Genomic DNA, 24,464 nt, shown 5'->3' on the forward strand with positions numbered 1-24,464 from the left:
AGACCGGCACGAAGCTGGTCATCGGTGGTGGCGTCCGGGCCGGTCCTCGTCCCGTGTGCTTCTACTGCTGGCCAGACATGCGTTCCGCGTCGTGGAGCGCACGTGCACGAGTGTGCCCGAGGCCTGGTCTGCTGCACCACACACGCAAGGAGGCATCCTCTATGGAGGGTCCCGAGATCAAGTTCGCGGAAGCGACCATCGACAACGGTCGCTTCGGCACCAGGACGGTCCGGTTCGAGACCGGTCGTCTCGCGCAGCAGGCACAGGGTGCCGTCGCCGCGTACCTCGACGAAGAGACCATGCTGCTCTCGGCCACCAGCGCCGGCAAGCACCCGCGTGAGGGCTTCGACTTCTTCCCGCTGACGGTCGACGTCGAAGAGCGCTCGTACGCCGCCGGCAAGATCCCCGGCTCGTTCTTCCGCCGCGAAGGCCGTCCCAGCACCGAGGCGATCCTCGTCTGCCGCCTCATCGACCGGCCGCTGCGCCCGTCGTTCGTCGACGGCCTCCGCAACGAGGTCCAGATCGTCATCACCGTCCTGAGCATCGCGCCGGACGAGTTCTACGACGCGCTGGCCATCAACGCCGCATCCGCGTCGACGCAGATCTCCGGTCTGCCGTTCTCCGGCCCGATCGCCGGTGTGCGGCTCGCGCTGATCCCGGGCGCGAACGGCACCGACCAGTGGGTCGCGTTCCCGAAGGCCTCGCAGCTGGCCGAGGCCGTCTTCGACCTCACCGTCGCGGGCCGCGTCGTCACCGACGAAGCCGGCAACGAAGACGTCGCGATCATGATGGTCGAGGCCGAGGCCACCGAGCACAGCTGGGACCTCATCCAGGGCGGCGCCACCAAGCCCGACGAGTCCGTCGTCGCGCAGGGCCTCGAAGCGGCCAAGCCGTTCCTCAAGGCCCTCGTCGAGGCGCAGGCGAAGCTCGCCGCGCAGTCGGCCAAGGAGATCCAGGACTACCCGGTCTTCCCGCCGTACGCCGACGAGGTCTACGCGGCCGTCGAGTCCCTCGCGCTCTCCGAGCTCGGTGACGTCTACAAGATCGCCGGCAAGACCGAGCGCCAGGACGCCGACGACGCGCTCAAGTCGCGTGTCAAGGCCGCCATCGCCGAGCAGGTCTCCGCGGGCACGCTGCCCGAGGTCGCGAACAGCCAGGTCAGCGCCGCGTACAAGTCGGTCACGAAGAAGGTCGTCCGCGGCCGCATCCTGACCGAGCAGGTCCGCATGGACGGTCGTGGGCTCGCCGACATCCGTCCGCTCGACGCCGAGGTCGCCGTGATCCCGCGGGTCCACGGTTCCGCGGTGTTCCAGCGCGGCGAGACGCAGATCCTCGGCGTCACCACGCTGAACATGCTCAAGATGGAGCAGCAGATCGACTCGCTGTCGCCCATCACGAAGAAGCGCTACCTGCACCACTACAACTTCCCGCCGTACTCGACCGGTGAGACCGGCCGTGTCGGTTCGCCGAAGCGTCGCGAGATCGGGCACGGCTTCCTCGCCGAGCGCGCCCTCGTGCCGGTGCTGCCGTCGCGCGAGGAGTTCCCCTACGCGATCCGTCAGGTCTCCGAGGCGCTCAGCTCCAACGGTTCCACCTCGATGGGATCCGTCTGCGCCTCGACCCTGTCGCTGCTCAACGCCGGTGTGCCCCTCAAGGCCCCCGTCGCGGGCATCGCGATGGGCCTGGTCTCCGACACCGTCGACGGTCAGACCCGCTACGCGGCGCTGACCGACATCCTCGGTGCCGAGGACGCACTCGGTGACATGGACTTCAAGGTCGCCGGTACCTCCGAGTTCGTGACCGCCATCCAGCTCGACACCAAGCTCGACGGCATCCCGTCGTCGGTGCTCGACGCCGCGCTGAAGCAGGCCAAGGAGGCCCGCTCGGCCATCCTCGGTGTGCTCAACGAGGCCATCGACGGCCCGGACGAGATGGCCGACACCGCCCCGCGCGTGATCTCGGTCAACATCCCGGTCGACAAGATCGGCGAGCTGATCGGCCCGAAGGGCAAGACGATCAACGGCATCCAGGACACCACGGGCGCCGACATCTCGATCGAGGACGACGGCACGGTCTACATCGGTGCCGTCGACGGTCCGTCCGCCGAGGCCGCGCGTGCGCAGGTCAACGCGATCGCGAACCCGACGAACCCGGAGATCGGGGACCAGTTCCTCGGCACGGTCGTCAAGATCGCGACGTTCGGTGCCTTCGTGTCGCTGATGCCGGGCCGCGACGGTCTGCTGCACGTCTCCGAGGTCCGCAAGCTCGCCGGTGGCAAGCGCGTCGAGAACGTCGAGGACGTCCTGGGCGTCGGCCAGAAGATCCTGGTCGAGGTCACCAAGGTGGACGACCGCGGCAAGCTCTCGCTCGCCCCGGTCGTGGCCGACGAGGTCGACACCGAGGGTCGCGACGACCACGGTACCCACACCGAGGTCCCCGCCGAAGGCTGATCCCTGATCAGCTCGAGCGCCACAACGGCCGCCGTCCTGCTGGACGGCGGCCGTCGTCGTGTGGTGGGGCGGGTCTCCCGGCAGTGCCGGCCGGACCGGACTCGCTCGGGTCAGGACGCGGGGGTCTCCTGGACGCCCACGAGTTGCGCGCGGCCGAGCAGGTGCTCGCGGAACATGAAGCCGACGACGGCGGGGGTCGCCTCGGCGGGCACCTCGAGCGTCGGGACGTCGAGCGCGCTGAGCGTGAAGAAGTAGCGGTGTGGGCCGTGGCCAGCGGGCGGAGCCGCACCGAGGAAGGTGTCCGTGCCGAACTCGTTCCGGCGACGCGTGGCACCCTCGGGCAGCAGTGCGTCATCGGTGCCGGCGCCCTGCGGCAGCGAGGTGACCGAGGCGGGGATGTCCGACAGGGCCCAGTGCCAGAAGCCGGAGCCGGTCGGTGCGTCCGGGTCGTACACGGTGAGGACGAAGCTCCGGGTGCCCTCCGGTGCGCCGGACCAGGCCAGCTCGGGGGAGCGGTCGGCACCGCCGGCGTCGCCGCCGCGGGCCTCCTGCGGCAGGGCGCCGCCGTCGGTGAACTCGGGGCTGGTCAGCTCGAAAGTGGGGACGTCCGGCAGGTTCCAGTTGGGGTCGTTGGTCATGCTCCGAGCCAACACCCGCTGACCCGACGGAACCGGGGAACGTCCGGTCGGACTGCTCAGGCGGCGAGCACGCGTTCGGCCACGCGACCGAGGGCGGCCGTCGCGGCGATCGCGTCGCCGGCGTAGGCACCGCTCATCGCGCCGTCGCGCGCGAGCATGAGTTCGTCGGCGCCGTCGCCGGGAAGCGGGTGACCGGCGTCCTGCAACAGGTCACCCAGTCGCTCGGTGTACCAGTCGCGGTGCATGGCGACGACCTGACGGACCGGGTCGCGGGGGTCGTGGTACTCGGCTGCGGCGTTGAGGAACGCGCAGCCACGGAACTCGGCCTGGTTGACCTCGGTCGCGAGGGCGTCGACCCAGGCGCGGACGGCGGACGAGGGCGCGTCCGCACCGGCGACGATGCGGTCCATCACGGCCTGCTCACGGGCGTGCTGCTCGTGCATGTAGGCGAGGATCAGGTTGTCCTTCGAGCCGTAGTGCTTGTAGAACGTCGCCTTCGTGACGCTCGCCTCGGAGATGAGCCGGTCGACGCCGACGCCGCGGATGCCCTCTTCGTAGAACAGTCGGAGGGCCGTCTCGAGGATGCGGACCTTCGCGCCGCCGGAACGGGGAGCCGGGGGGACGCTCGACCCGTCCGGCGACGGAAGGTTCTGTGTGCTCAGGGCCGGTCCTTGCAGACGCTGACCCAGGAGACGCTGGACGGTCGGTTGGGGGGAATCGACCGTCACAGCGTGGCTCTCCTTGGGTCATCGGCTCCGCGGCGGAGTGGGGGGACTCGTTGCCGCGCAGGACTGATGTCCCGAGCCACCGGATCGGGATCTAGGGGGGCTCTCGATCCGGTGACACCACAGTAGCACAAGGAGGACAGACAGACGAGTCGGTCTGTCCACATTTCTTGTCCCCCATAATGAGTGACGTGCCCCGCCGGGTTGTCAAACTGGGCGACGGGTGTCCGCACTTCAGTAGAGTCATGACGATGAACCGCCCAGTGCCGCTGCCGCTCGAGGCTCCGGAAACGTCCTTCGTGACGTCCGGTGGAGCCCTCGTTCGGCGCACCGTTCTCGCCTCGGGCGTCCGTGTGCTCACCGAATCCGTTCCGTCCGTCCACTCCACGAGCATCGGGTACTGGGTCGGTGTCGGCTCCCGAGACGAACGGGCCGGACAGTTCGGTTCGACGCACTTCCTCGAACACCTGCTCTTCAAGGGCACGACCGAGCGCAGCGCGCTGGACATCGCCGTCGCGTTCGACTCCGTCGGTGGCGAGCACAACGCCGCGACGGCCAAGGAGTACACCTGCTACTACGCCCGGGTGCGGGACACCGACGTCCCGATGGCCGTGGGCGTCATCGGCGACATGGTCTCGAACTCCACACTCGAGTCCTCGGCGTTCGACATCGAGCGCGGGGTCATCCTCGAAGAACTCGCGATGGCCGCGGACGACCCGGCCGACGTCGCGGGCGAGGCCTTCTTCGCCGCCACCTTCGACGGGCATGCCCTGGGACGCCCGATCGGTGGCACCCCGGAGAGCATCCGTGAGGTCCAGCGTGACGAGGTGATGGCGCACTACGCTGAGCACTACGAGCCGAACGGCATCGTCGTCACCGCCGCCGGTGCCGTCGACCACGACCACTTCTGCGCCCTGGTCGAGGCCGTCTTCTCCGACGCGACCGCGGCCGGCCCGCTCGCCCGACGCGAAGCGCAGCCCGCCGCCGACCCGGTGGAGTCGTCGCTCCGGGTCGTGCACCGCCCCACCGAGCAGGTCAGCATGCTCCGTGGCTCGCAGGGGCTCGACCTGCGGGACGACCGTCGGCCGGTGCTCAGCGTGCTCAACGCCGTACTCGGCGGCGGCATGAGCTCCCGACTCTTCCAAGAGGTGCGCGAGCGCCGCGGTCTGGCGTACGCGGTGTCGTCCTTCGCTCCGGCGTACCTCGACAACGGCGCCTTCGGGGTCTACGCGGGCTGCGCGCCCGACAACGTCGCCGGTGTGATCGACATCATCGACGGGGAGTTCCGCCGGATGGCCGACGACGGCATCACGGACGAGGAGCTGCGCCGTGCGAAGGGCCAGATCGAGGGCGCGCTGACGCTCTCGCTCGAGGACTCCGACGCCCGGATGACCCGCCTCGGCCGGGCCGAGCTCGGCACGGGGGAGTTCACCGACCTCGCCACCGCCCTCGAGCGTGTGGACCGCGTGACCGCCGCCGACGTGCTCGACCTGTCCCGCGACCTCCTCACCCGACCGACCGTGACGGCCGTGGTCGGGGACGTCCAGCGCGAGCGCCTGGCAGTGGCGCTCGGGATCGACGGTTGACCTCCACGATGTCGCACTACCTCTACCTCGTCCGGCACGGCGAACACCAGGACGCCGAGCACGGTCTGCGCGACGGCAAGCTCTCGGAACGCGGCAAGCGACAGGCCATGCTCATCGCCGACCGACTGGGGGGCGTGCCCTTCGACGGCGTCTGGCACTCCCCGCTCGACGCCCCGAGCGAGACCGCGTCCTTCCTGCAGCAGCGCCTCCCGGCCATCCAGCCCGAGCCGTCCACGTTGCTGTTCGACTGCATCCCCTCCGGCCCGACGCCCGACATGCCGCACGCCTACAAGGGCTGGTACGGCGGCGTGACGGAAGAGGAGATCGCCGCCGGGCAGGCACAGATGGAGGACGCCGTCGCGGAGTGGTTCACGCCCGCGATGGAGGACCGGCACGACCTCCTCATCACCCACAACGCCGTCATCGGCTGGTTCGTGCGCGAGGTCTTCCAGGCCCCCGAGTGGCGCTGGATGGGCACGAACGTCGCCCACAGCTCGCTGACGATCATCCGGATCCGGTCGGCGAAGCCCGCCGAGCTCGTCACGCTCAACGACCTGGCGCACCTGCCGGTCGAACTCCGCACCGGCCTGCCGGTGCCGCAGCCGCTCTAGACGGAGCCCGTCCGTCGGCGCGACCGGCGCGGTGGACCGGCACCGTGCCTCCCGGGAGGCCCGTGATGCGTCAGCGGACCGGCTTGCGGTACCAGGCGGTCGCGTTCGGGTTGTCGTTGAAGGCCGGCACGCGGTCGTAGCCACGGCTGCGGTACATCGCACCCGCGGCGACCAGCGCGTCGTTCGTGTCGAGGACGATGCTCGTCGCGCCGAACGCCGCCGCGGCCTGCTCGAGGACGTCCATCACGGCGGTCGCGACACCGTGCCCACGGCCCTCGGGCAGGACGAAGACGTGCTTGACCTCGAACCGGACCTCGTCGCCGTCGTCCGCGATGCGGCGGAGCCCGCCACAGCCGACTGCCGTGTCACCGTCGTACGCGACCACGAAGGTGCCGTTCGGGGGCGTGAGCTCGACGGTCGGCGTGCGCTTCCGGGTGTACGAGCCCTGCGCGCTCGGGAAGGTCGCCGCACGCTCGTCGAGGTACCGGTCGAGCAGGGCGTCGACCTCCGGGGCGTCGGCGGGGACGGTGCGGACGGTGACCTGGCTGCGATCCTCGGGCATGCCCCGATCCTAGGATGGGGGCATGGTCACTCCCGTCGCCGTCGTCGGCGCCCCCGGTCGGCTCGGTGCCCTCGTGGCCGCCGTCGTCGAGGAACTGCCCGACTTCGAACTCGTCGCCCGACTGTCGTCGCGGGACCGCGCGCACGAGGCCGACGGTTCGGTGTTCGCCGGGGCGCGGATCGTCGTCGACGTCACCGTCCCCGCGCTCAGCCCGGTGATCGTCGAGAACGCCCTGAGCACCGGCGCGAACGTCCTGGTCGGTACCTCCGGCTGGTCGGGGGAGCGGCTCGGGAAGCTCCGCGCGTCGCTGGAGGGGCGGCCCGATCAGGGTGCCTTCGTCGTCCCGAACTTCTCGGTCGGCTCCGTGGTCGGCACGCACCTGGCCACGATCGCGGCGCCCTGGTTCCCCTCGGTCGAGATCGTCGAGAGCCACCACGCCGGCAAGATCGACTCCCCGTCCGGCACCGCGGTGCGCACCGCGGAGCTCATCGCCGACGCCCGTCGTGACGTCGGCCCGGTGGAGGCCCCGCACGTGGACCAGCGCGCCCGCGGGCAGCAGGTGGCCAGCGTCCCGATCCACTCGCTGCGGCTCCCCGGCGTGAAGGCCGTGCAGGACGTCGTGCTGAGCGGCCCCGGCGAGACCCTGACCATCCGCCACGACACCGGCGACGACACCGCCTACCTGCCTGGCATCCGTGCGGCGCTGCAGGCGGTCGGGTCGATGCGCGGGCTGACGGTCGGGCTCGGCTCCGTCCTCGGCATCGGGTAGGGGCCGGCCGTGCGAGGCCTCCGGTCACCGCTCTGGGGCGTGCTGCTGATGACCGTCCTGCTCGTCGTGTACATCGTGCTCGTCGGGCAGCGTGCGGTCGCGTTCCTGTCGATGGGGATCCCGGTCGGCATCGGCATCGGGATCGCCCTCGTCGTGATCGCCCTGGTCGGTGCGCTGCTCCTCGTGCTGGAACTCCGCTTCGGGCTGGGCATCACCCGACTCGGAGCCCGGCTCGAGCGCGAGGGTGGTGCCCCGGAGGACCTCGTCGACGTGCGGCCATCGGGACGGCCAGCCCGAGCGGCTGCGGATGAGCTGTTCCCGCGCTACCGTGCCGCGGTCGAGGCGGCACCGGACGACTGGCGCGCCTGGTACCGGCTCGGTGTGGTCTACGACGCGGCCGGCGACCGGAAGCGGGCCCGGGCCGCGATGCGGACGGCGCTCACGCACGCACGCTGACCGTCGTCGCTCAGAACGCGGCGTCGACCGCGTCCTCGGCCCGGGTGTACCGGAACGCGTAGCCGGACTCGAGCAGCTTCGTCGGTGCCATCCGCTGGTTCGACAGGAGCATCTCGTCCGCCGCGTCCTTGAGCACCGCACGGAGCGCGAACGCCGGCACGCGGAACAGGTACGGCCGGTGCAGGTCCTCGGCGACGCGCTTGGTGATGCGTTCGGCGACGGCCGGCTCGGGACCGGCGAGGTTCACCGGGCCGGAGACGTCGTCGGCCGTGGCGAGGTGCACGATCGCGCCGACCTCGTCCTCGAGCGCGATCCACGGCCAGTACTGCCCACCGGTGCCGAGCCGGCTGCCGACGCCGGCCTTCGTCAGGGGGACCAGCGGCGCGAGCGCACCGCCGCCCTGACCGACGACGATGCCGGTGCGCAGCAGGACGACGCGGACCCCCTCGGGTGCCCGCTCGGCCGCGGCTTCCCAGGCACGACACACGTCGGCGAGGAACCCGGTGCCGACGGCCGCGTCGTCGCCGAGCACGTCCACCGGCCGGTCGCCGTACACGCCGGAGGCGGAGCCGGAGAGGAACACCTTCGGCGGGGTGTCCGCGGCACGCATCGCCTCGACGAGTGTCGTCGTCGAGTCGATCCGGGAGGACCGGATCGCACGACGGTACGACGCCGTCCACGGGATCTTGCCGAGGCTCGCGCCCGCGAGGTTGACGACGACGTCCGCACCGTCCAGGACCGCCGGGTCGAGCGGCCGTTCGCCGGGCGACCAGCGGAACTCGGTCGGGGTGCGCGGTTCCCTCCGGACCAGCGTCGAGACGTGGTGGCCGGCGTCACGGAAGGCACGGACCAGGGGCGTCCCGATGAAGCCGGATGCGCCGGCGACCAGGATCGAGAGCGGCTGTTGCGTCATGCCGCCACGGTACCCAGTCAGCTGACCGCGGGCCCGGCGCGGTGTCGCTTAGGCTCGACGTCGTGACCGAGAACCCCACGCCGTACGAAGACCTGCTGCGCCGAGTGCTCGAGGAAGGCTCCCCGAAGGGCGACCGGACCGGCACCGGGACCCGCAGTCTGTTCGGCGCCCAGCTGCGCTACGACCTGTCACAGGGCTTCCCGCTCATCACGACGAAGCGCGTGCACATGAAGTCGATCGCGTACGAGCTGCTCTGGTTCCTCCGCGGCGACTCGAACGTGGGGTGGCTGCAGGAGCACGGCGTGCGGATCTGGAACGAGTGGGCGGGCGAGGACGGCGACCTCGGACCGGTCTACGGCGTGCAGTGGCGTTCCTGGCCGACCCCGTCGGGGGAGCACGTCGACCAGATCGCCCAGGTGATCGAGCAGATCCGGAGCAACCCGGACTCCCGCCGACTCATCGTGTCGGCCTGGAACGTGGCGGACATCCCCAGCATGGCGCTCGCCCCCTGCCACGCCTTCTTCCAGTTCTACGTCAACGACGGCAAGCTCTCGTGCCAGCTGTACCAGCGGAGCGCGGACATGTTCCTCGGCGTCCCGTTCAACATCGCCTCGTACGCGCTGCTGACCCACATGGTCGCGGCGCAGACCGGGCTCGAGGTCGGTGACTTCATCTGGACCGGCGGTGACTGCCACGTCTACGACAACCACGTCGAGCAGGTGCAGGAGCAGCTGTCCCGCACGGCGTTCCCGCTGCCGACGCTCGAGCTCGCCCCGCGCGACTCGATCGACGACTACGAGTACGAGGACATCACCGTCGTCGGCTACGAGCACCACCCGGCGATCTCCGGCAAGGTCGCGGTCTGATGGCGTCCCACGGCACCGGTGTCGGCATGGTGTGGGCCCGCACGGCATCGGGAGTGATCGGTGCGGACGGGAGCATCCCCTGGCACGTGCCCGAGGACCTCGCGCACTTCCGGCAGGTCACGGGTGACGGCGTCGTGGTGATGGGCCGTCGCACGTGGGACTCGCTGCCCGAACGGTTCCGGCCGCTGCCGGGCCGGCGGAACGTGGTGCTGACCCGTGACGACACCTGGTCCGCGGCCGGTGCCGAGGTCGTCCACGACCTCGAGACCGCACTCGACACCGACGAGCCCGTCTGGGTGATCGGTGGCGGTGCGGTCTACGCCGACGCCGTGGCCTTCGCCGACCGCGTCTCCGAGACCGTCGTCGACGTCGAGGTCGACGGGGACACGGTCGCGCCGACCCTCGGCGACGACTGGACCCTCGTCGACGAGGGACCGTGGCAGGAGTCCCGCGTCGACGGCACCCGCTACCGCTTCCTCGAGTGGCGGCGCGGCGCCTGAACCCACGCTCCCGCGCCGCCCGCCGGAGGTGATCCGAGCCTCCCGGCCGCCCACCGTCCGGGCGGACGGCGGTGCCCGCGCGCATCCCCGGTACGCTGGACCCCGTGTCCACGCGTGAGAATCCCTTCGGCCAGGTCCTCGTCGCGCTCGTGACCCCGTTCACCGCCGACGGCGAAGTGGACTGGCCGGGCGTCGAGCAGCACATCGACGACTGCATCACCGCGGGGGCCGACGGCATCGTCGTCACCGGCACCACCGGCGAGACGTCCACCCTCACCGACCCGGAGAAGCTCCGCCTGGTCGAGGTCGGCAAGTCCGTCGCCGCGGGCCGCGCGAAGATCATCACCGGCGGTGGCTCGAACGAGACCGCCCACGCGATCCACCTGTACAAGCAGAGCGAGCGCGCCGGCGCCGACGGCGTCATGATCGTCACGCCGTACTACAACAAGCCGACCCAGGCCGGTGTCCTGACGCACTTCCGGATGATCGCCGACGCGACCGACCTGCCGGTCATCCTGTACGACATCCCGGGCCGCACCGGCATCCCGATCACGTACGACACGATCCTCCGGGCGTCGAAGCACCCGAACATCCTCGCGGTGAAGGACGCCAAGGGCGACTTCGCCGAGGTGTCCCGGGTCCTCAACAACACCGACCTCATGTACTTCTCCGGCGACGACACGAACGTGCTCCCGCACCTGTCGATCGGCGCGACTGGACTCATCGGCGTCACCGCGAACATCACGAGCGCGCCGTACCGCGCCATCGTCGACGCCGTGAACCGCGGCGACCTGGCGACCGCGACCGCCGAGCACAAGCGCCTCGAGCCGCTCGTCCGCGCGATCATGACCCACGTGCCGGGCACCGTGGCGGCGAAGTACGTGCTGCACGGACTCGGCCGCATCGGCAGCCCGCGCGTCCGGCTGCCCCTCGTCGGCCCCGAGGACTCCGAGGCGTACGCCATCGAGACCTCGCTCGAAGCGGTCCACGACGTCCCGGGCGCCGACTTCTCCAACTTCCGCCCCGACCGCAACGCAGCGGCCGGCGGTGCGCTACCGAAGGTGCCAGGCACCACCCGCTAGACGAACACCGCGGCGCACGACGTGCGTCGCCCGAATCCGTAGGACCGAATGCCCACACAGATCTCCGCACCGCAGCCGCTCGAACCCGGAACCCTCCGAGTCATCCCCGTCGGGGGACTCGGCGAGATCGGTCGCAACATGACCGTCTACGAGTTCGAGGGCAAGATCCTCATCGTCGACGCCGGCGTCCTCTTCCCCGAGGAGCACCAGCCGGGTGTCGACCTCATCCTGCCGGACTTCACGCCAATCCGAGACCGGCTCGACGACGTCCTCGGTGTCGTGCTCACGCACGGCCACGAGGACCACATCGGCGCCGTCCCGTACCTGTTGAAGCTCCGCGGCGACATCCCGCTGATCGGTTCCACGCTGACCCTCGCGCTCGTCGAGGCGAAGCTCAAGGAACACCGGATCAAGCCGTACACACTGAACGTGGCCGAGGACCAGACCGAGCAGATCGGTCCGTTCCACCTCGAGTTCGTCGCGGTGAACCACTCGATCCCGGACGCCCTCGCCGTCGCCATCACCACGCCGGCCGGCCGCGTCCTGCACACGGGTGACTTCAAGATGGACCAGCTGCCGCTGGACGACCGGATCACCGACCTCCGAGCCTTCGCCCGTCTGGGCGAGCTCGGCGTCGACCTGTTCCTGCCGGACTCGACGAACGCGGACGTGCCGGGCTTCACCGCCCCCGAGCGCGACATCGGCCCGGTGCTCGAGAACATCATCACGCGCGCCCGCAAGAAGGTCGTCGTGGCGAGCTTCTCGTCGCACGTGCACCGCGTCCAGCAGGTCCTCGACGCCGCCGCTGCCGCGAACCGCAAGGTCGCGTTCATGGGCCGGTCGATGATCCGCAACATGACGATCGCCGCCGAGCTCGGGTACCTCCGCGTGCCGGAGAACGTGCTCATCGACACCAAGAAGGCGAAGAACGTCCCCGACGACCAGATCGTCTACATGTCGACCGGGTCCCAGGGCGAGCCGATGGCGGTCCTGGCGCGGATGGCGAACCTCGAGCACCAGATCGAGATCGGCGAGGGCGACACCGTCATCCTCGCCTCGTCGCTCATCCCGGGCAACGAGAACGCCGTCTACCGGGTCATCGACGGGCTGACGAAGCTCGGCGCCAAGGTCGTGCACAAGGGCAACGCCAAGGTGCACGTCTCCGGGCACGCTTCCGCCGGCGAGCTGCTCTACTGCTACAACATCCTGCGTCCGCGCAACGTGATGCCCGTGCACGGCGAGCACCGCCACCTGTTCGCGAACGCCGACCTGGCGATCCAGACGGGTGTCCCGCCGCGCAACGTGATCCTGGGCGAGGACGGTACGGTCGTCGACCTCAAGGACGGCCAGGTCACCGTCGCCGGCCAGCTCGACATCGCGTACGTCTACGTCGACGGCTCCACGGTCGGCGAGATCACGGACGCCGACCTCAAGGACCGCCGCGTCCTGGCCGAAGAGGGCTTCATCACCGTCTTCTGCGCGGTCGACTTCACGACGGGCCAGTGCGTGATCGGGCCGGAGATCCAGTCGCGCGGGTTCGCCGAGGACGACTCCGTCTTCGACGAGGTCCGCCCACAGATCGCGAAGGCCCTGGCCGAGGCCGCCGCCAACGGCACCCGGGACACCCACGCGTTCAGCCAGGTCGTCCGCCGTACCGTCGGCCGCTGGGTGAACACGAAGCACCGACGTCGTCCGATGATCGTGCCGGTGGTCATCGAGGCGTAGGCGCCGTCGTCTCGTCCTGGAGGCCCGCCGTCACGTCCGCCACGGACGCTGCGGCGGGCCTTGCGTCCATCGTCGTCGGGTGGCGTTAGGGTCGACCCCATGGCCGGAGGCACCAAGTCGACCACGCGCACGCGCGCGTCGTCATCGTCGACCCGTGGAGGCGGGCCGCGCGGGACGTCGCGTACCCAGGCCACGACGAAGAAACTGCCGCAGGCGGCACCGTCGCCGGTGTTCCGCGAGCAGAACCCGCTCGTGACCGCGTGGCTGGGCATGGCGCACGGCGTCGGTGCCGGCTTCCGACTGCTCGGCAAGGAGTCGCTCGAGAAGGACCAGCGCCGCGACGGCTTCCCGTTCCTGCTGTTCGTCCTGGCGATCGCCGGTGCCGTGGTGGAGTGGCTCAACCCGACCAACGCGGTCTCCATCGCACTCGACGCGTACACGTTCGGCGGCCTGTTCGGTCGACTGGCGTTCGCACTCCCGGTGATCATGGTCGTCTTCGCCGGTTGGCTCTTCCGGCACCCGGCGTCCGTGCACGACAACACCCGGATCGGCATCGGTCTCGGGTTGCTGCTCGTCTCGATCGCATCGCTCTGCCACGTCTTCGGCGGCCAGCCGAGCGCAGTGGACGGCATGCCCGCCCTCGCTGCCGCCGGTGGCGTGCTCGGCTGGGTCGTCATCGGGTGGCTCGTCGCGGTCGCCACCGCCTGGGTGGCCGTGCCGGTCGCGATCGTGCTGCTCGCACTGTCCCTCTTCATCATCACCAAGACGCCGCCGAACAAGCTCGGTCGCCGTCTGCACGAGCTGTACGCCTACCTGTTCGGCGCGCCCGGCCCCGCAGCCGAGATGACCGAGGACGACGTCGACGCGGCCGCTGTCGCCACGAAGCCGACCCGGAAGCGCGGTGGGAAGGGTCAGTCGCAGGACTTCCCGCTGTTCGAGGACCTCGGGTTCGACGAGGACGGTGCCCCCGTCGAGCCGGGGGCCGACGAGCACCTGCCCTGGTGGCGGCGAAACAAGTCCGGGCGTGAAGAGGACCCGGCGTACGACAGCCCGGTCATCCCGCCGGCCGGTGCTGCCGCGGTCGGTGCCGGCTCCCGTGCTGCCGGTACCGCCGGGCTGCGCGATCTGACGCCGGCCGAGCCCGAGTCGGTCAACCTCAACGACTCGATCGAGCAGGACGTCGCCGACGACCTCGACCGGGCCGAGCAGGCGCTCCGCGACTTCGGCTCACCAGCGCCGGCAGCGCCGACCGAGGCGTTCCGTCCGGACCGTGACGTCGCGGCGGCCGTGGCCACGGGCCTCCCGTCCGGCGGTGCAGCCGTGGCCGCACCCGCCGTCGCGCCAGTGCCCGTCGTCTCCGTGCCCGTGGTGTCCGTGCCCGTGGTCTCCGGTGAGTCCGACCTCGGCGAGGTCGGTGTCGAGGACGAGCCCGAGGGACTGTCGCCCGTCGCCGGTGCCGAGGACCCGGCGCAGCCGTACCGCCTGCCGGCCGCGACCACGCTGAGCGCCGGCACGCCGTCGGTCGCCCGCAGCCAGGCGAACGACGAGATCGTGGCAGCCATCACGGGTGTCCTCACCGAGTTCAAGGTCGATGCGAAGGTCACCGGGTTCTCGCGCGGACCGACGGTCACGCGCTACGAGATCGAGCTCGGCCCAGGCGTGAAGGTCGAGCGAGTCACCGCGCTGTCGAAGAACCTGTCGTACGCGGTGGCCTCGAACGAGGTCCGCATCCTCTCGCCGATCCCCGGCAAGAGCGCGATCGGTGTCGAGATCCCGAACAGCGACCGCGAGATCGTGTCCCTCGGCGACGTGCTGCGCTCGAGTGCCGCCACCAAGTCGAAGCACCCGATGACGATCGGCGTCGGCAAGGACGTCGAGGGCGGCTTCGTCGTCGCGAACCTCGCGAAGATGCCGCACCTGTTGGTCGCGGGCTCCACCGGCTCGGGCAAGTCGGTGTTCATCAACTCGATGATCACCTCGCTGCTCATGCGGGCGAAGCCGTCGGAGGTGCGGATGGTCCTCGTCGACCCGAAGCGCGTCGAGCTGTCCATCTACGCGGGGGTCCCGCACCTGATCACCCCGATCATCACGAACCCGAAGAAGGCGGCCGAAGCGCTGCAGTGGGTCGTGAAGGAGATGGACATGCGGTACGACGACCTGGCGTCCTTCGGGTTCCGCCACGTCGACGACTTCAACAAGGCCGTCCAGAACGAGGAGATCGTGCTGCCGGCCGGCAGTGAGCGGAAGCTCAAGCCGTACCCGTACCTGCTCGTCGTCGTCGACGAGCTCGCGGACCTCATGCTCGTCGCCCCGCGCGACGTCGAGGAGTCCATCGTCCGCATCACCCAGCTCGCCCGTGCCGCCGGCATCCACCTGGTGCTCGCCACGCAGCGCCCGTCGGTGGACGTCATCACCGGGCTCATCAAGGCGAACGTGCCCTCCCGGATCGCGTTCGCCGTGACCAGCGTCACCGACTCCCGCGTCATCCTCGACCAGCCCGGGGCGGACAAGCTCATCGGCCAGGGCGACGGGCTCTTCCTGCCGATGGGGTCCTCGAAGGCCGTCCGCGTGCAGGGCGCCTGGGTGCAGGAGGGCGAGGTCGCCGAGGTCGTCCAGCACGTCACCCGGCAGGCCCAGCCCGAGTACCGCCAGGACGTCGCTGCCGTGGTCGAGCGCAAGGAGATCGACGCCGACATCGGCGACGACCTCGAACTGCTGCTCGCGGCGGTGGAGCAGGTCGTCTCGACGCAGTTCGGCTCGACGTCGATGCTGCAGCGCAAGCTCCGCGTCGGCTTCGCGAAGGCCGGGCGCCTCATGGACCTCATGGAGTCCCGCGACATCGTCGGACCGTCCGAGGGGTCGAAGGCGCGCGACGTCCTCGTCACCGGGGACCAGCTGCCCTCGGTGCTCGCGAAGCTCCGGGGCGAAGAACCCCCCGCTGCGCCGGCCCCCGTCGCTTCGACAACCGTCGCTTCGACACCCGCTGCGCCGGCCGGTGCTCCGTCCGCCCCCGCTGGCGCGGCAGTCGGGTCGGACGACCGGTATGGCAACGACCCGGTCGCCGGCATGACGCGCGGGTACGATGAAGAGGAAGGCGACACCGACGAGGACGCCTGGGGCCTGACGGGCAGGGAGTGAGACCATGACCGCCTCCGACGGCACGACGAACCGGTTCCCGTGGCGCGGCCGGATCCTGCGCAAGGGTCCCGGCCCCGCGTCGACCGCGAACGTCGCCAACATCATCACCGTGGTGCGCATCCTCATGGCGCCCCTGTTCTTCGTCCTGCTCCTCGCCGACGCCGGCTCCGACGGACCGGTCCGCATCTGGGCCGCCGTGCTCTTCGTCGTGGCGATCGTCACGGACAGCGCCGACGGCATCATCGCCCGCCGGCAGAACCTGGTCACCGACTTCGGCAAGCTCGTCGACCCGATCGCCGACAAGGTCCTGATCGGCGGCGCGCTCGTCGCCCTGTCGATCCTCGGCGAGTTGCCCTGGTACGTGACCGTGCTGATCATGATCCGCGAGATCGGGATCACGGTCTTCCGCTTCGCGGTGCTGTCCGACCGGGTGATCCCGGCCAGCCGCGGCGGGAAGATCAAGACCGTGCTGCAGGCCGTCGCGATCACGCTCGCGCTGTTCCCGTGGTGGAACCTCGTCGGCGACCTCGCGCACTGGGTGAACGGCATCCTCATGACCGCGGCGTTCGTCGCGACGGTCGCCAGCGGGGTGGACTACCTCGTGCAGGCCTGGAAGCACAACCGGACCGTAGCGTGAGCCTCCCGGTCGACGGAGGTCCCGCAGACGGCACCGACGTGGCTGACGTCGCTCGGGCGCTCGTCGCGGAGCTCACCGCGCGAGGCGAGACGGTCGCGGTGGCGGAGTCGCTGACCGGCGGGCTCGTCGTCGCGGAACTCGTCGGCGTCCCGGGGGCCAGCGCCGTCGTGCGCGGGGGAGTCGTGGCCTACGCGACCCCGGTGAAGGCGACGGTGCTCGGCGTCGACGCCGACCTGCTCGCCGAGCGCGGTGCGGTCGACCCGGAGGTCGCGCGCCAGATGGCCGCTGGTGTCCGGATCGCGCTGGCAGTCGACGACGTCCCGGCGACCTGGGGGATCAGCACGACGGGTGTCGCCGGTCCGGACCCACAGGACGGCAAGCCGGTCGGTACCGTGTTCATCGGCATCGCGGGCGGTTCCGGCGCGGAAGCGGTCGAACTGCACCTGGACGGGGAGCGCGGGACGATCCGACGGGCCGTCGTCTCCGAACTCCTGACACGACTGCGATCCAGAGTCCGGGGCGTGGAATAGGTGGCGTGACCGTCAGGTTACATCTCACGCAATCTCCAGCAGGACGGCAGCCGTACTGGCTACCATGCTGCAACCGGCAACGTCACGGTTGCTGAACCCGAGCTCGGTCATCCCGACCGAGCGGGCGCGGAGATGACAGGAAGGAGGAGTTCTCATGGTTCTCGTTCGTCAGGAAATCGGCGATGTGCTGCGGGACTTCCGCTTGCAGAAGGGCCGGACCCTCCGTCAGGTCGCGTCCAAGGCCAGCGTTGCCCTCGGGTACCTCAGCGAGGTCGAGCGTGGTCAGAAAGAGGCCAGCTCGGAGATCCTCGCTTCGGTTGCGGATGCTCTCGACACTCCCATCTCGACGATCATGCGCGAAGTGGGTGACCGTCTCGCGGTGGTCGAAGGACTCACCCGGGTCCCGGACACGCTTCCCGATGAACTCGTCGCCGAGTTCGACAACGACCTCGCGGTGCGCTGACACGTATCGCACGAACGAACGCCCTCGCCGGTCCGCCGGCGGGGGCGTTCGCCGTTGTTAGGGTGGTCCGATGCGCGTGAGTGAGTTCTGGCGAGCCGTCGACCAGGTGTTCGGGGATGCGTACGGGGCGGTCGTCGCGCGGGACGTCGTGCTCGAGCAACTCGGAGGGCGCTCGGCGGCGGACGCTCTCGATGCCGGGATCGACGCACGGACGGTCTGGGAGGCGCTGTGCGACTCGCAGGACGTCCCCGAGGAGCGTCGGCACGGGCGTGGCCTGCAGGAGCCGCGGAGCTGACGGGCTCCCGCGCGCGAGGCGAACGTGTGTTCGGCGTGTCGCTCGAACACGTGTTCGGTCGGTGCTACGTTCCTGCACAGCGACGTTGACCGGATGCTCCATCCACAACCCACGCTCGCCCGGCCAGTGATGTCGGTGGGCGGCCGTAGGTTCATGGACATCGGAACACGTCCGAAGCCTTGTCGCAGAACGAGTGGCCTTGCACCATCGGCCGGTCCGGACGCGACAGCCTACAGGCGGCCGTCACCAGCACGAAGGAGCATCCCATGCCATCAGCAGTAGACCGCGAGAAGGCCCTCGAGACCGCACTCGCCCAGATCGACCGTCAGTTCGGCAAGGGTGCCGTGATGCGCCTCGGGACCGACGAGCGTGCTCCGGTCGCCGTCATCCCCACCGGCTCCGTCGCGCTGGACGTCGCGCTCGGCATCGGTGGACTTCCCCGTGGCCGCATCATCGAGATCTACGGTCCGGAGTCCTCCGGCAAGACGACCTTGACGATCCACGCCATCGCCAACGCCCAGCGGAACGGCGGCATCGCCGCGTTCATCGACGCGGAGCACGCGCTCGACCCCGAGTACGCCAAGAAGCTCGGTGTCGACATCGACGCGCTCCTGGTGTCGCAGCCCGACACGGCTGAGCAGGCCCTCGAGATCGCGGACATGCTCGTCCGTTCGGGCTCCATCGACCTCATCGTCATCGACTCCGTCGCAGCCCTCGTGCCGCGTGCCGAGATCGAAGGTGAGATGGGTGACTCGCACGTCGGTCTGCAGGCACGCCTCATGTCGCAGGCCCTCCGCAAGCTGGCCGGTGGCCTGAACCAGACGCAGACCACGATGATCTTCATCAACCAGCTGCGCGAGAAGATCGGCGTGTTCTTCGGTTCGCCGGAGACCACGTCCGGCGGTAAGGCGCTGAAGTTCTACGCCTCCGTCCGCCTCGACATCCGCCGCATCGAGACACTGAAGACCGGTACCGAAGCAGTCGGCAACCGCACCCGCGTCAAGGTCGTGAAGAACAAGATGGCGCCGCCCTTCAAGCAGGCCGAATTCGACATCCTGTACGGCGTCGGCATCTCCCGCGAAGGCTCGCTGCTCGATTTCGGTGTCGACCACAACATCGTCAAGAAGTCCGGTGCTTGGTACACGTACGACGGTGACCAGCTCGGCCAGGGCAAGGAGAACTCCCGTGCCTTCCTGATCCAGAACCCCGAGATCGCGGCCGAGATCGAGGGCAAGATCCTCGCCAAGCTCGGTGTCGGTGGGGCCAAGGAAGCGGCACCGGTCGAGTCGATCGCGCCGAAGGTCGCGAAGGGCGCGTGACGGCCGGAGAGGACGACGCGGACCTCGCACCCGTCACCGACCTGTTCGGTGCGCGGTCCCGTCGGGGCTCGTCCGCTGCGGCGCCGCGGACGGCTCCTCCACAGTCGGCTGGCCCCGAGGACGCCCCCGAGGCTGACAGCAGCGCCGGCGCCGACCGTCCCGACGCAGACACCCCGGTGCCGCTGCCGATCCGCGGCGTGCAGTCCGAGTGGCTGTCGCCCGTGGTGGGGGACGGCTCCGGACGCACGACTCGTGCCGAGCAGAGCGGGTACGACGGGGAGGAAGCCGATGCCCCGACCGCGTCGGTCTTCTCGATCACCGGCGGGGAGATCGATCCCGCCGACGCACCGCGGCCGCTCGACGAGCAGCGTGCTGACGCCGAGCGCATCAGCATGCGAGCGCTGAGCCGTCGTGGCGTCAGCACCTCCGAACTCCGGACGATGCTCGTCAAGCAGGACGAGTTCGACCCGGACGTCATCGAGCACGAGATCGAGCGGCTGACGCGGGTCGGGCTGCTCGACGACGTCGCGTTGGCCACCGACCTGGTCGACCGGATGCACTCGCGGAAGGGGCTCGGGCGGCAGGCGATCGTCGCCGACCTCCGTCGTCGGGGTATCGACCAGGCCGCCATCGACGCCGCCCTCGAAGCGGCCGCCGACGACGAGGACGACGAGTTCGTCCGGGCCCTCGAGCTGGCTGCGAAGCGTGCCGGACAGATGCGCGGCCTCGACCGGGCGACCGCAGAACGCCGGCTGTCCGGGTTCCTGATGCGCAAGGGCTACAACGGTGGTGTCGTGCGCGTCGCCGTCGAGCGTGCCCTGGACGGACCGCGACGTCCGACGACCGGGGGCGGGACCGTCCGCTTCGAGTGACGGACGAGTGATGCCTGCCGCGTGACGTGTCAGGAACGGGCCGGAGCGGACGCGCTCCGGCCCGTTCTCGCGCTCCCGGTGCCTCCGCGCGGACGTCCCGGCGCCGCCGCCGGGGTCCCCGAGTCCGGACCTACACTGGACGATCATGGACACCGTCGCCTCGCGCCCGCGTACCTACGAAGTCCGCACGTACGGGTGCCAGATGAACGTGCACGACTCCGAGCGGCTCAGCGGTTCGCTCCGCGCCGCCGGGTACGTCGCCGCCGGATCCCTCGGGTCCGAGGACGAGCAGGCTGACGTCGTCGTCATCAACACCTGCGCGGTCCGCGAGAACGCCGACAAGCGTCTCTACGGCAACCTCGGGCGCCTCGCGTCGATCAAGCGCGACCACCCGGGCATGCAGATCGCGGTCGGCGGCTGCCTGGCGCAGAAGGACAAGGACGTCATCCTCGAGAAGGCACCCTGGGTGGACGTCGTCTTCGGTACGCACAACATGGGGTCGTTGCCGACCCTGCTCGAACGAGCGCGGCACAACGGCGAGGCACAGCTCGAGATCCTCGAGTCGCTCGAGGTCTTCCCGTCGACGCTCCCCACCAAGCGGGAGTCGACCTCCAGCGGCTGGGTGTCGATCTCCGTCGGCTGCAACAACACTTGCACGTTCTGCATCGTGCCCTCCCTGCGCGGCAAGGAGAAGGACCGCCGTCCCGGCGACGTCCTCGCCGAGATCCAGGCGCTCGTCGACGACGGGGCGATCGAGGTCACCCTGCTCGGCCAGAACGTGAACTCCTACGGCGTCGAGTTCGGCGACCGCCAGGCATTCGGCAAGCTCCTCCGCGCCACCGGGCAGATCGCCGGTCTGGAACGCGTCCGCTTCACGAGCCCGCACCCCGCCGCGTTCACGGACGACGTCATCGCCGCGATGGCCGAGACGCCGAACGTGATGCCGCAGCTGCACATGCCGCTGCAGTCCGGGTCCGACCGGGTGCTCAAGGCCATGCGTCGCAGCTACCGCAGCGAGCGGTTCCTCGGGATCCTCGACCGGGTGCGTGCCGCCATCCCGCACGCGGCGATCTCCACGGACGTCATCGTCGGCTTCCCCGGCGAGACCGAAGCCGACTTCCAGGACACACTCCGGGTCGTCGAACAGGCCCGCTTCGCGACGGCGTTCACGTTCCAGTACTCGATCCGTCCTGGCACCCCGGCCGCGACGATGGACGAGCAACTGCCGAAGCAGGTCGTGCAGGAACGGTACGAGCGACTCATCGCGCTGCAGGAGCGCATCACCGCCGAGGAGAACGCCGCGCAGGTGGGTCGCACGGTCGAGGTCCTGGTCGCCACGGGTGAAGGCAAGAAGGACGACGCCACGCGCCGGCTCTCCGGCCGCGCGGAGGACTCCCGCCTGGTGCACTTCGCCGTCCCGACCGGCTCCGAGGTCCCGCGGCCCGGCGACGTGGTCTCGGTGGACATCACCAGGTCGGCACCCCACTTCCTCCTCGCGGATTCCGACGCTCCGTTGCGCATCCGTCGCACCCGGGCCGGCGACGCCTGGGACACCGCGCAGGCCGAGTCCTGCGGCGTCCCGACCCCGACCGTGCCCGGCGAGGGCGCCCGCCCGGTGTCGCTCGGCCTCCCCACGCTCCGTGTCGGCCGCTGACCTGATCGCCGTCGTCGCCGTCGTCGGGGCGACCGGCACCGGCAAGTCCGAACTCGCCCTCGACATCGCCGAGCGGCACCGGGCGCAGGGCCGACGGGCGGAGATCGTCAACGCGGACGCCATGCAGCTCTACCGCGGCATGGACATCGGGACGGCGAAGGTCCCGGAGTCCGAACGGCGTGGCATCCCGCACCACCTGTTCGACGTCCTCCGAGTGACCGACGAGGCGAGCGTCGCCGCGTACCAGCGCGACGCCCGAGCCGTCATCGCGGACATCACGGCGGACGGCGGGGTCGCGGTCCTCGTCGGCGGCAGCGGGCTGTACGTCTCGGCGGTGCTGTTCGACCTCGCGTTCCCGGGCACCGACCCGGTCCTCCGCGAGCAACTGGAGCGCGAGCACCGCGAACTCGGCCCGAACGTCCTGCTCGAGCGGCTCCGCGCGCTCGACCCCGAGGCCGCCGCCGTCATCGACGCGCGGAACCCGCGTCGTCTGATCCGCGCCGTCGAGATCGCGAGCCGGTCAGACCGTGTCACGCCGAGCCTCCCGTCCGCCCCGCGGTCCTGGCGACCCGCGCAGGTCCTGCACCTGCGTCGCGACCGTGAGCAGCTCGTCGACGCCCTGCGCGTGCGGGCCGAGCGGATGTTCGCCGACGGGCTCGTCGACGAGGTCGCGCGCCTCCGCGACGAGGGGCTCGAGCAGGGCCCGACGGCCCGTGCCGCGATCGGCTACGCGCAGGCGCTGCAGGTCCTCCGCGGCGAGGCGAGCACCGAGGAGGCCGTCGAGGCCACGAGCATCGCCACGCGCAAGTACGCCCGTCGGCAGGTCTCCTGGTTCAAGCGCTACACCGACGGTGACACGACGCACGTCAGCACGCTCGACGTCACCGGGGCCGGCACGGCGGAGCTGTCCGACCTGGCCCGTAGGATCGTCCCGTGACCGAGCTGCACTTCACCAAGGGCCACGGGACCGGCAACGACTTCATCCTGTTCGCCGACCCCGACGCCACGGTCGACCTGACCCCCGACCGGATCCGCGCGATCGCCGACCGTCGGTTCGGGGTCGGCGCCGACGGCGTCATCCGTGCCGTGCGCTCCGACGCGATCCCGGAAGGACGGGCCATCCTCGACGAGGACCCCGACGCGACCTGGTTCATGGACTACCACAACGCCGACGGCTCGGTCGCGGAGATGTGCGGCAACGGCATCCGCGTCTTCGCCCGGTACCTGACCGAGGCGGGGCTCGTCGACCTCGAGCCCGGGCGGACGCTGACGGTCGGCAGCCGGAAGGGCGTCGTCGACATCCGGCGCTCCACGAACGGGTTCGCCGCGGACCTCGGGCGCTGGGGACTCGGCATCGACGGCGGGGGAGCGGACGACGTCCTCGTCCGGGCGAAGGACCTGGACAACGCGCGTCCCGGTCTGGGCATCGACGTCGGCAACCCGCACGTCGTCGTCGCGGTGGCCAGCGAAGCGGAGCTCGCGGGCATCGACCTCACCTACATCCCGGTCCTCGACCCGGCACCGGCCACCGGTGCCAACGTCGAGTTCGTCCTGCCCGGTGACCCGCTCGTCACCGACGGCGTCGGCGAGATCACGATGCGCGTGCACGAGCGGGGCAGTGGCGAGACACTGTCCTGCGGCACCGGCGCGGTGGCCGCCGCCCTCGCCACCCGGCACTGGGCTGGAGCCTCGGCACCGAACACCTGGCGCGTCCGCGTGCCGGGTGGCGTGCTCACCGTGCGCATGACGGCGACCGAGGACGGCGAACACGTCTCGCTCGCCGGTCCGGCCGAGCTCGTGTTCTCCGGAGACCTGACGGTCTGAGCGGGTGCGCCGCTCCCGGTGAGGGTGAGGGTGAGGGTGAGGGTGAGGGTGACGGTGCCGTCGGACGGGAGGCCCGGATCACCGGGCGGACGTCGGTGCGGCGATCCGTGCCTCCAGGCTGAGCAGCCCGCGTCTCCATGCCATGACCGCGCACTCCAGCCTGACCGCGCTTCCCGGATGACCGCGCGAGCGCGCTCGTCAGGCTGTGCGGTGCACCCGGATGACGCGGAAGCCCTTGTCGGTCGTCGCCCGCACGACGGTGAAGCCGTCCCCCAGCATCTGCTGCAACCAGCGTTGCAGGGAGTCGCCCCCGAGGTCCTTCGAGACGACCAGCCAGGCGTCGCCGCCGACCGCGAGCCGCGGGATCCAGGTGCGGAGGATGTCGTGCAGTTCGTCCTTGCCGACCCGGATCGGTGGGTTGGACCAGATCGTGGCGAACGTCGTGTCAGCGGGGATCTCCGCGGGCAGTCCGACCGTGACGTTCTCCGCACCGGCGGCGGCCGCGTTGGTCCGGGCCAGGTCGAGCACGCGCTCGTTGACGTCGACGCCCCACACGTGGGCGTCCGGGGACTGCAGCGCCATCGTGATCGCCAGCGGCCCCCAGCCGCAGCCGACGTCGAGCAGGTTCCCGTCCGGCGCGGGAGCGGGGACGTTCTGCAGCAGCACGCTCGTGCCGCGATCGACGCCGCCGGGGCTGAAGACACCCGCCGCGGTGGTGAGCTCGAGCGTCCGACCGGCGAGGGTCACCCGGATCTGCCGCGGTCGCGCCGCGCTCTCCGGGGTGGCCGAGAAGTAGTGGTCGTTCGCCATGGAAGAACCGTACCGGGAACCCCGTGTGTCCTGAGGCGT

At 70.5% G+C, this 24,464-nt stretch carries 24 protein-coding genes; 19 read left to right on the top strand and 5 right to left on the bottom strand.

Annotation, left to right across the window (positions count from 1 at the left end):
• The first annotated feature begins 161 nt into the window (after positions 1 to 161).
• Positions 162 to 2,450 carry a polyribonucleotide nucleotidyltransferase gene (locus tag DEJ25_RS13840; RefSeq protein ID WP_110904775.1) on the top strand — a complete coding sequence of 763 codons (2,289 nt, stop codon included), beginning with the start codon at positions 162 to 164 and terminating at the stop codon, positions 2,448 to 2,450.
• Between the two features lie 110 nt (positions 2,451 to 2,560).
• Here DEJ25_RS13840 and DEJ25_RS13845 read toward each other — a convergent pair whose 3' ends face one another.
• Both DEJ25_RS13845 and DEJ25_RS13850 read right to left on the bottom strand, forming a co-directional pair.
• A complete protein-coding gene (locus tag DEJ25_RS13845) occupies positions 2,561 to 3,088 on the bottom strand; it encodes a YbhB/YbcL family Raf kinase inhibitor-like protein (RefSeq protein ID WP_110904774.1) in 528 nt (175 codons plus the stop codon).
• A 56-nt stretch (positions 3,089 to 3,144) separates the two neighbouring features.
• Positions 3,145 to 3,816, bottom strand: a complete 672-nt coding sequence (locus DEJ25_RS13850; protein WP_111045054.1) for a TetR/AcrR family transcriptional regulator — start codon at positions 3,814 to 3,816, stop codon at positions 3,145 to 3,147.
• A gap of 248 nt (positions 3,817 to 4,064) precedes the next feature.
• Between DEJ25_RS13850 and DEJ25_RS13855 the strand changes: the two genes are divergently transcribed.
• Both DEJ25_RS13855 and DEJ25_RS13860 read left to right on the top strand, forming a co-directional pair.
• Positions 4,065 to 5,399, top strand: coding sequence for a pitrilysin family protein (locus tag DEJ25_RS13855; protein WP_110904796.1), 1,335 nt, complete (start codon positions 4,065 to 4,067; stop codon positions 5,397 to 5,399).
• An 8-nt stretch (positions 5,400 to 5,407) separates the two neighbouring features.
• Complete coding sequence (locus tag DEJ25_RS13860) at positions 5,408 to 6,010, top strand: histidine phosphatase family protein (protein WP_111045055.1); 603 nt, start codon at positions 5,408 to 5,410, stop codon at positions 6,008 to 6,010.
• A gap of 70 nt (positions 6,011 to 6,080) precedes the next feature.
• Here the strand turns inward: DEJ25_RS13860 and DEJ25_RS13865 are convergent, their stop codons facing one another.
• Entirely contained in the window at positions 6,081 to 6,572 is a 492-nt protein-coding gene (locus DEJ25_RS13865; protein ID WP_110904771.1) for a GNAT family N-acetyltransferase, read from the bottom strand.
• Positions 6,573 to 6,594: 22 nt separating this feature from the next.
• Between DEJ25_RS13865 and DEJ25_RS13870 the strand changes: the two genes are divergently transcribed.
• Positions 6,595 to 7,341, top strand: coding sequence for a 4-hydroxy-tetrahydrodipicolinate reductase (locus DEJ25_RS13870; RefSeq protein WP_111045056.1), 747 nt, complete (start codon positions 6,595 to 6,597; stop codon positions 7,339 to 7,341).
• Positions 7,342 to 7,389: 48 nt separating this feature from the next.
• Entirely contained in the window at positions 7,390 to 7,797 is a 408-nt protein-coding gene (locus DEJ25_RS13875; protein ID WP_111045099.1) for a tetratricopeptide repeat protein, read from the top strand.
• Positions 7,798 to 7,807: 10 nt separating this feature from the next.
• Here the strand turns inward: DEJ25_RS13875 and DEJ25_RS13880 are convergent, their stop codons facing one another.
• On the bottom strand, positions 7,808 to 8,710 hold the full coding sequence (locus DEJ25_RS13880; RefSeq protein WP_111045057.1) for a TIGR01777 family oxidoreductase: 903 nt from the start codon (positions 8,708 to 8,710) through the stop codon (positions 7,808 to 7,810).
• A 62-nt stretch (positions 8,711 to 8,772) separates the two neighbouring features.
• On the opposite strand from DEJ25_RS13880, the gene DEJ25_RS13885 reads away from it, so the two are divergent.
• The 14 genes from DEJ25_RS13885 (at position 8,773) to dapF (ending at position 23,615) form a co-directional block, all read left to right on the top strand.
• The gene (locus tag DEJ25_RS13885; protein ID WP_111045058.1) at positions 8,773 to 9,576 is read left to right on the top strand and encodes a thymidylate synthase; all 804 of its coding nucleotides are present in this window, start codon (positions 8,773 to 8,775) and stop codon (positions 9,574 to 9,576) included.
• Positions 9,576 to 10,076, top strand: a complete 501-nt coding sequence (locus tag DEJ25_RS13890) for a dihydrofolate reductase (protein WP_110904767.1) — start codon at positions 9,576 to 9,578, stop codon at positions 10,074 to 10,076. Before DEJ25_RS13885 ends, DEJ25_RS13890 begins: the two co-directional genes overlap by 1 nt.
• Before the next feature lie 104 nt (positions 10,077 to 10,180).
• A complete protein-coding gene (gene dapA / locus DEJ25_RS13895) occupies positions 10,181 to 11,158 on the top strand; it encodes a 4-hydroxy-tetrahydrodipicolinate synthase (RefSeq protein ID WP_110904766.1) in 978 nt (325 codons plus the stop codon).
• 48 nt (positions 11,159 to 11,206) lie between these two features.
• On the top strand, positions 11,207 to 12,883 hold the full coding sequence (locus DEJ25_RS13900) for a ribonuclease J (RefSeq protein ID WP_110904765.1): 1,677 nt from the start codon (positions 11,207 to 11,209) through the stop codon (positions 12,881 to 12,883).
• Between the two features lie 99 nt (positions 12,884 to 12,982).
• Complete coding sequence (locus DEJ25_RS13905; RefSeq protein ID WP_111045059.1) at positions 12,983 to 16,021, top strand: DNA translocase FtsK; 3,039 nt, start codon at positions 12,983 to 12,985, stop codon at positions 16,019 to 16,021.
• A gap of 4 nt (positions 16,022 to 16,025) precedes the next feature.
• Entirely contained in the window at positions 16,026 to 16,658 is a 633-nt protein-coding gene (gene pgsA / locus DEJ25_RS13910; RefSeq protein ID WP_110904763.1) for a CDP-diacylglycerol--glycerol-3-phosphate 3-phosphatidyltransferase, read from the top strand.
• A gap of 38 nt (positions 16,659 to 16,696) precedes the next feature.
• Positions 16,697 to 17,188, top strand: a complete 492-nt coding sequence (locus DEJ25_RS13915; RefSeq protein ID WP_110904794.1) for a CinA family protein — start codon at positions 16,697 to 16,699, stop codon at positions 17,186 to 17,188.
• Positions 17,189 to 17,342: 154 nt separating this feature from the next.
• On the top strand, positions 17,343 to 17,651 hold the full coding sequence (locus DEJ25_RS13920; protein WP_110823882.1) for a helix-turn-helix domain-containing protein: 309 nt from the start codon (positions 17,343 to 17,345) through the stop codon (positions 17,649 to 17,651).
• A gap of 70 nt (positions 17,652 to 17,721) precedes the next feature.
• Entirely contained in the window at positions 17,722 to 17,946 is a 225-nt protein-coding gene (locus tag DEJ25_RS13925; RefSeq protein ID WP_110904762.1) for a DUF3046 domain-containing protein, read from the top strand.
• A gap of 266 nt (positions 17,947 to 18,212) precedes the next feature.
• The gene (gene recA, locus DEJ25_RS13930) at positions 18,213 to 19,265 is read left to right on the top strand and encodes a recombinase RecA (RefSeq protein ID WP_110904761.1); all 1,053 of its coding nucleotides are present in this window, start codon (positions 18,213 to 18,215) and stop codon (positions 19,263 to 19,265) included.
• Entirely contained in the window at positions 19,262 to 20,137 is an 876-nt protein-coding gene (locus DEJ25_RS13935; RefSeq protein ID WP_110904760.1) for a regulatory protein RecX, read from the top strand. The genes recA and DEJ25_RS13935 overlap by 4 nt, the downstream gene beginning before the upstream one ends.
• Before the next feature lie 145 nt (positions 20,138 to 20,282).
• On the top strand, positions 20,283 to 21,791 hold the full coding sequence (gene miaB, locus DEJ25_RS13940) for a tRNA (N6-isopentenyl adenosine(37)-C2)-methylthiotransferase MiaB (RefSeq protein ID WP_111045060.1): 1,509 nt from the start codon (positions 20,283 to 20,285) through the stop codon (positions 21,789 to 21,791).
• Positions 21,778 to 22,728, top strand: a complete 951-nt coding sequence (gene miaA, locus DEJ25_RS13945; protein ID WP_258366509.1) for a tRNA (adenosine(37)-N6)-dimethylallyltransferase MiaA — start codon at positions 21,778 to 21,780, stop codon at positions 22,726 to 22,728. Before miaB ends, miaA begins: the two co-directional genes overlap by 14 nt.
• Complete coding sequence (gene dapF, locus DEJ25_RS13950; RefSeq protein WP_111045061.1) at positions 22,725 to 23,615, top strand: diaminopimelate epimerase; 891 nt, start codon at positions 22,725 to 22,727, stop codon at positions 23,613 to 23,615. Before miaA ends, dapF begins: the two co-directional genes overlap by 4 nt.
• A 198-nt stretch (positions 23,616 to 23,813) precedes the next feature.
• Here dapF and DEJ25_RS13955 read toward each other — a convergent pair whose 3' ends face one another.
• Positions 23,814 to 24,425 carry a class I SAM-dependent methyltransferase gene (locus DEJ25_RS13955; RefSeq protein ID WP_111045062.1) on the bottom strand — a complete coding sequence of 204 codons (612 nt, stop codon included), beginning with the start codon at positions 24,423 to 24,425 and terminating at the stop codon, positions 23,814 to 23,816.
• Positions 24,426 to 24,464 lie beyond the last annotated feature (39 nt).

The sequence above is a fragment of the Curtobacterium sp. MCPF17_011 genome (assembly GCF_003234145.1).
Classification (GTDB): Bacteria; Actinomycetota; Actinomycetes; order Actinomycetales; family Microbacteriaceae; genus Curtobacterium.

Excerpts from the sequence above, each read along its gene's own strand:
- DEJ25_RS13840 (WP_110904775.1), top strand. The coding sequence starts at position 162 with ATGGAGGGTCCCGAGATCAAGTTCGCGGAAGCGACCATCGACAACGGT.
- DEJ25_RS13845 (WP_110904774.1), bottom strand. The coding sequence starts at position 3,088 with ATGACCAACGACCCCAACTGGAACCTGCCGGACGTCCCCACTTTCGAG.
- DEJ25_RS13855 (WP_110904796.1), top strand. The coding sequence starts at position 4,065 with ATGAACCGCCCAGTGCCGCTGCCGCTCGAGGCTCCGGAAACGTCCTTC.
- DEJ25_RS13860 (WP_111045055.1), top strand. The coding sequence starts at position 5,408 with ATGTCGCACTACCTCTACCTCGTCCGGCACGGCGAACACCAGGACGCC.
- DEJ25_RS13865 (WP_110904771.1), bottom strand. The coding sequence starts at position 6,572 with ATGCCCGAGGATCGCAGCCAGGTCACCGTCCGCACCGTCCCCGCCGAC.
- DEJ25_RS13870 (WP_111045056.1), top strand. The coding sequence starts at position 6,595 with ATGGTCACTCCCGTCGCCGTCGTCGGCGCCCCCGGTCGGCTCGGTGCC.
- DEJ25_RS13875 (WP_111045099.1), top strand. The coding sequence starts at position 7,390 with ATGACCGTCCTGCTCGTCGTGTACATCGTGCTCGTCGGGCAGCGTGCG.
- DEJ25_RS13880 (WP_111045057.1), bottom strand. The coding sequence starts at position 8,710 with ATGACGCAACAGCCGCTCTCGATCCTGGTCGCCGGCGCATCCGGCTTC.
- DEJ25_RS13890 (WP_110904767.1), top strand. The coding sequence starts at position 9,576 with ATGGCGTCCCACGGCACCGGTGTCGGCATGGTGTGGGCCCGCACGGCA.
- DEJ25_RS13900 (WP_110904765.1), top strand. The coding sequence starts at position 11,207 with ATGCCCACACAGATCTCCGCACCGCAGCCGCTCGAACCCGGAACCCTC.
- DEJ25_RS13905 (WP_111045059.1), top strand. The coding sequence starts at position 12,983 with ATGGCCGGAGGCACCAAGTCGACCACGCGCACGCGCGCGTCGTCATCG.
- pgsA (WP_110904763.1), top strand. The coding sequence starts at position 16,026 with ATGACCGCCTCCGACGGCACGACGAACCGGTTCCCGTGGCGCGGCCGG.
- DEJ25_RS13920 (WP_110823882.1), top strand. The coding sequence starts at position 17,343 with ATGGTTCTCGTTCGTCAGGAAATCGGCGATGTGCTGCGGGACTTCCGC.
- DEJ25_RS13925 (WP_110904762.1), top strand. The coding sequence starts at position 17,722 with ATGCGCGTGAGTGAGTTCTGGCGAGCCGTCGACCAGGTGTTCGGGGAT.
- recA (WP_110904761.1), top strand. The coding sequence starts at position 18,213 with ATGCCATCAGCAGTAGACCGCGAGAAGGCCCTCGAGACCGCACTCGCC.
- miaB (WP_111045060.1), top strand. The coding sequence starts at position 20,283 with ATGGACACCGTCGCCTCGCGCCCGCGTACCTACGAAGTCCGCACGTAC.
- DEJ25_RS13955 (WP_111045062.1), bottom strand. The coding sequence starts at position 24,425 with ATGGCGAACGACCACTACTTCTCGGCCACCCCGGAGAGCGCGGCGCGA.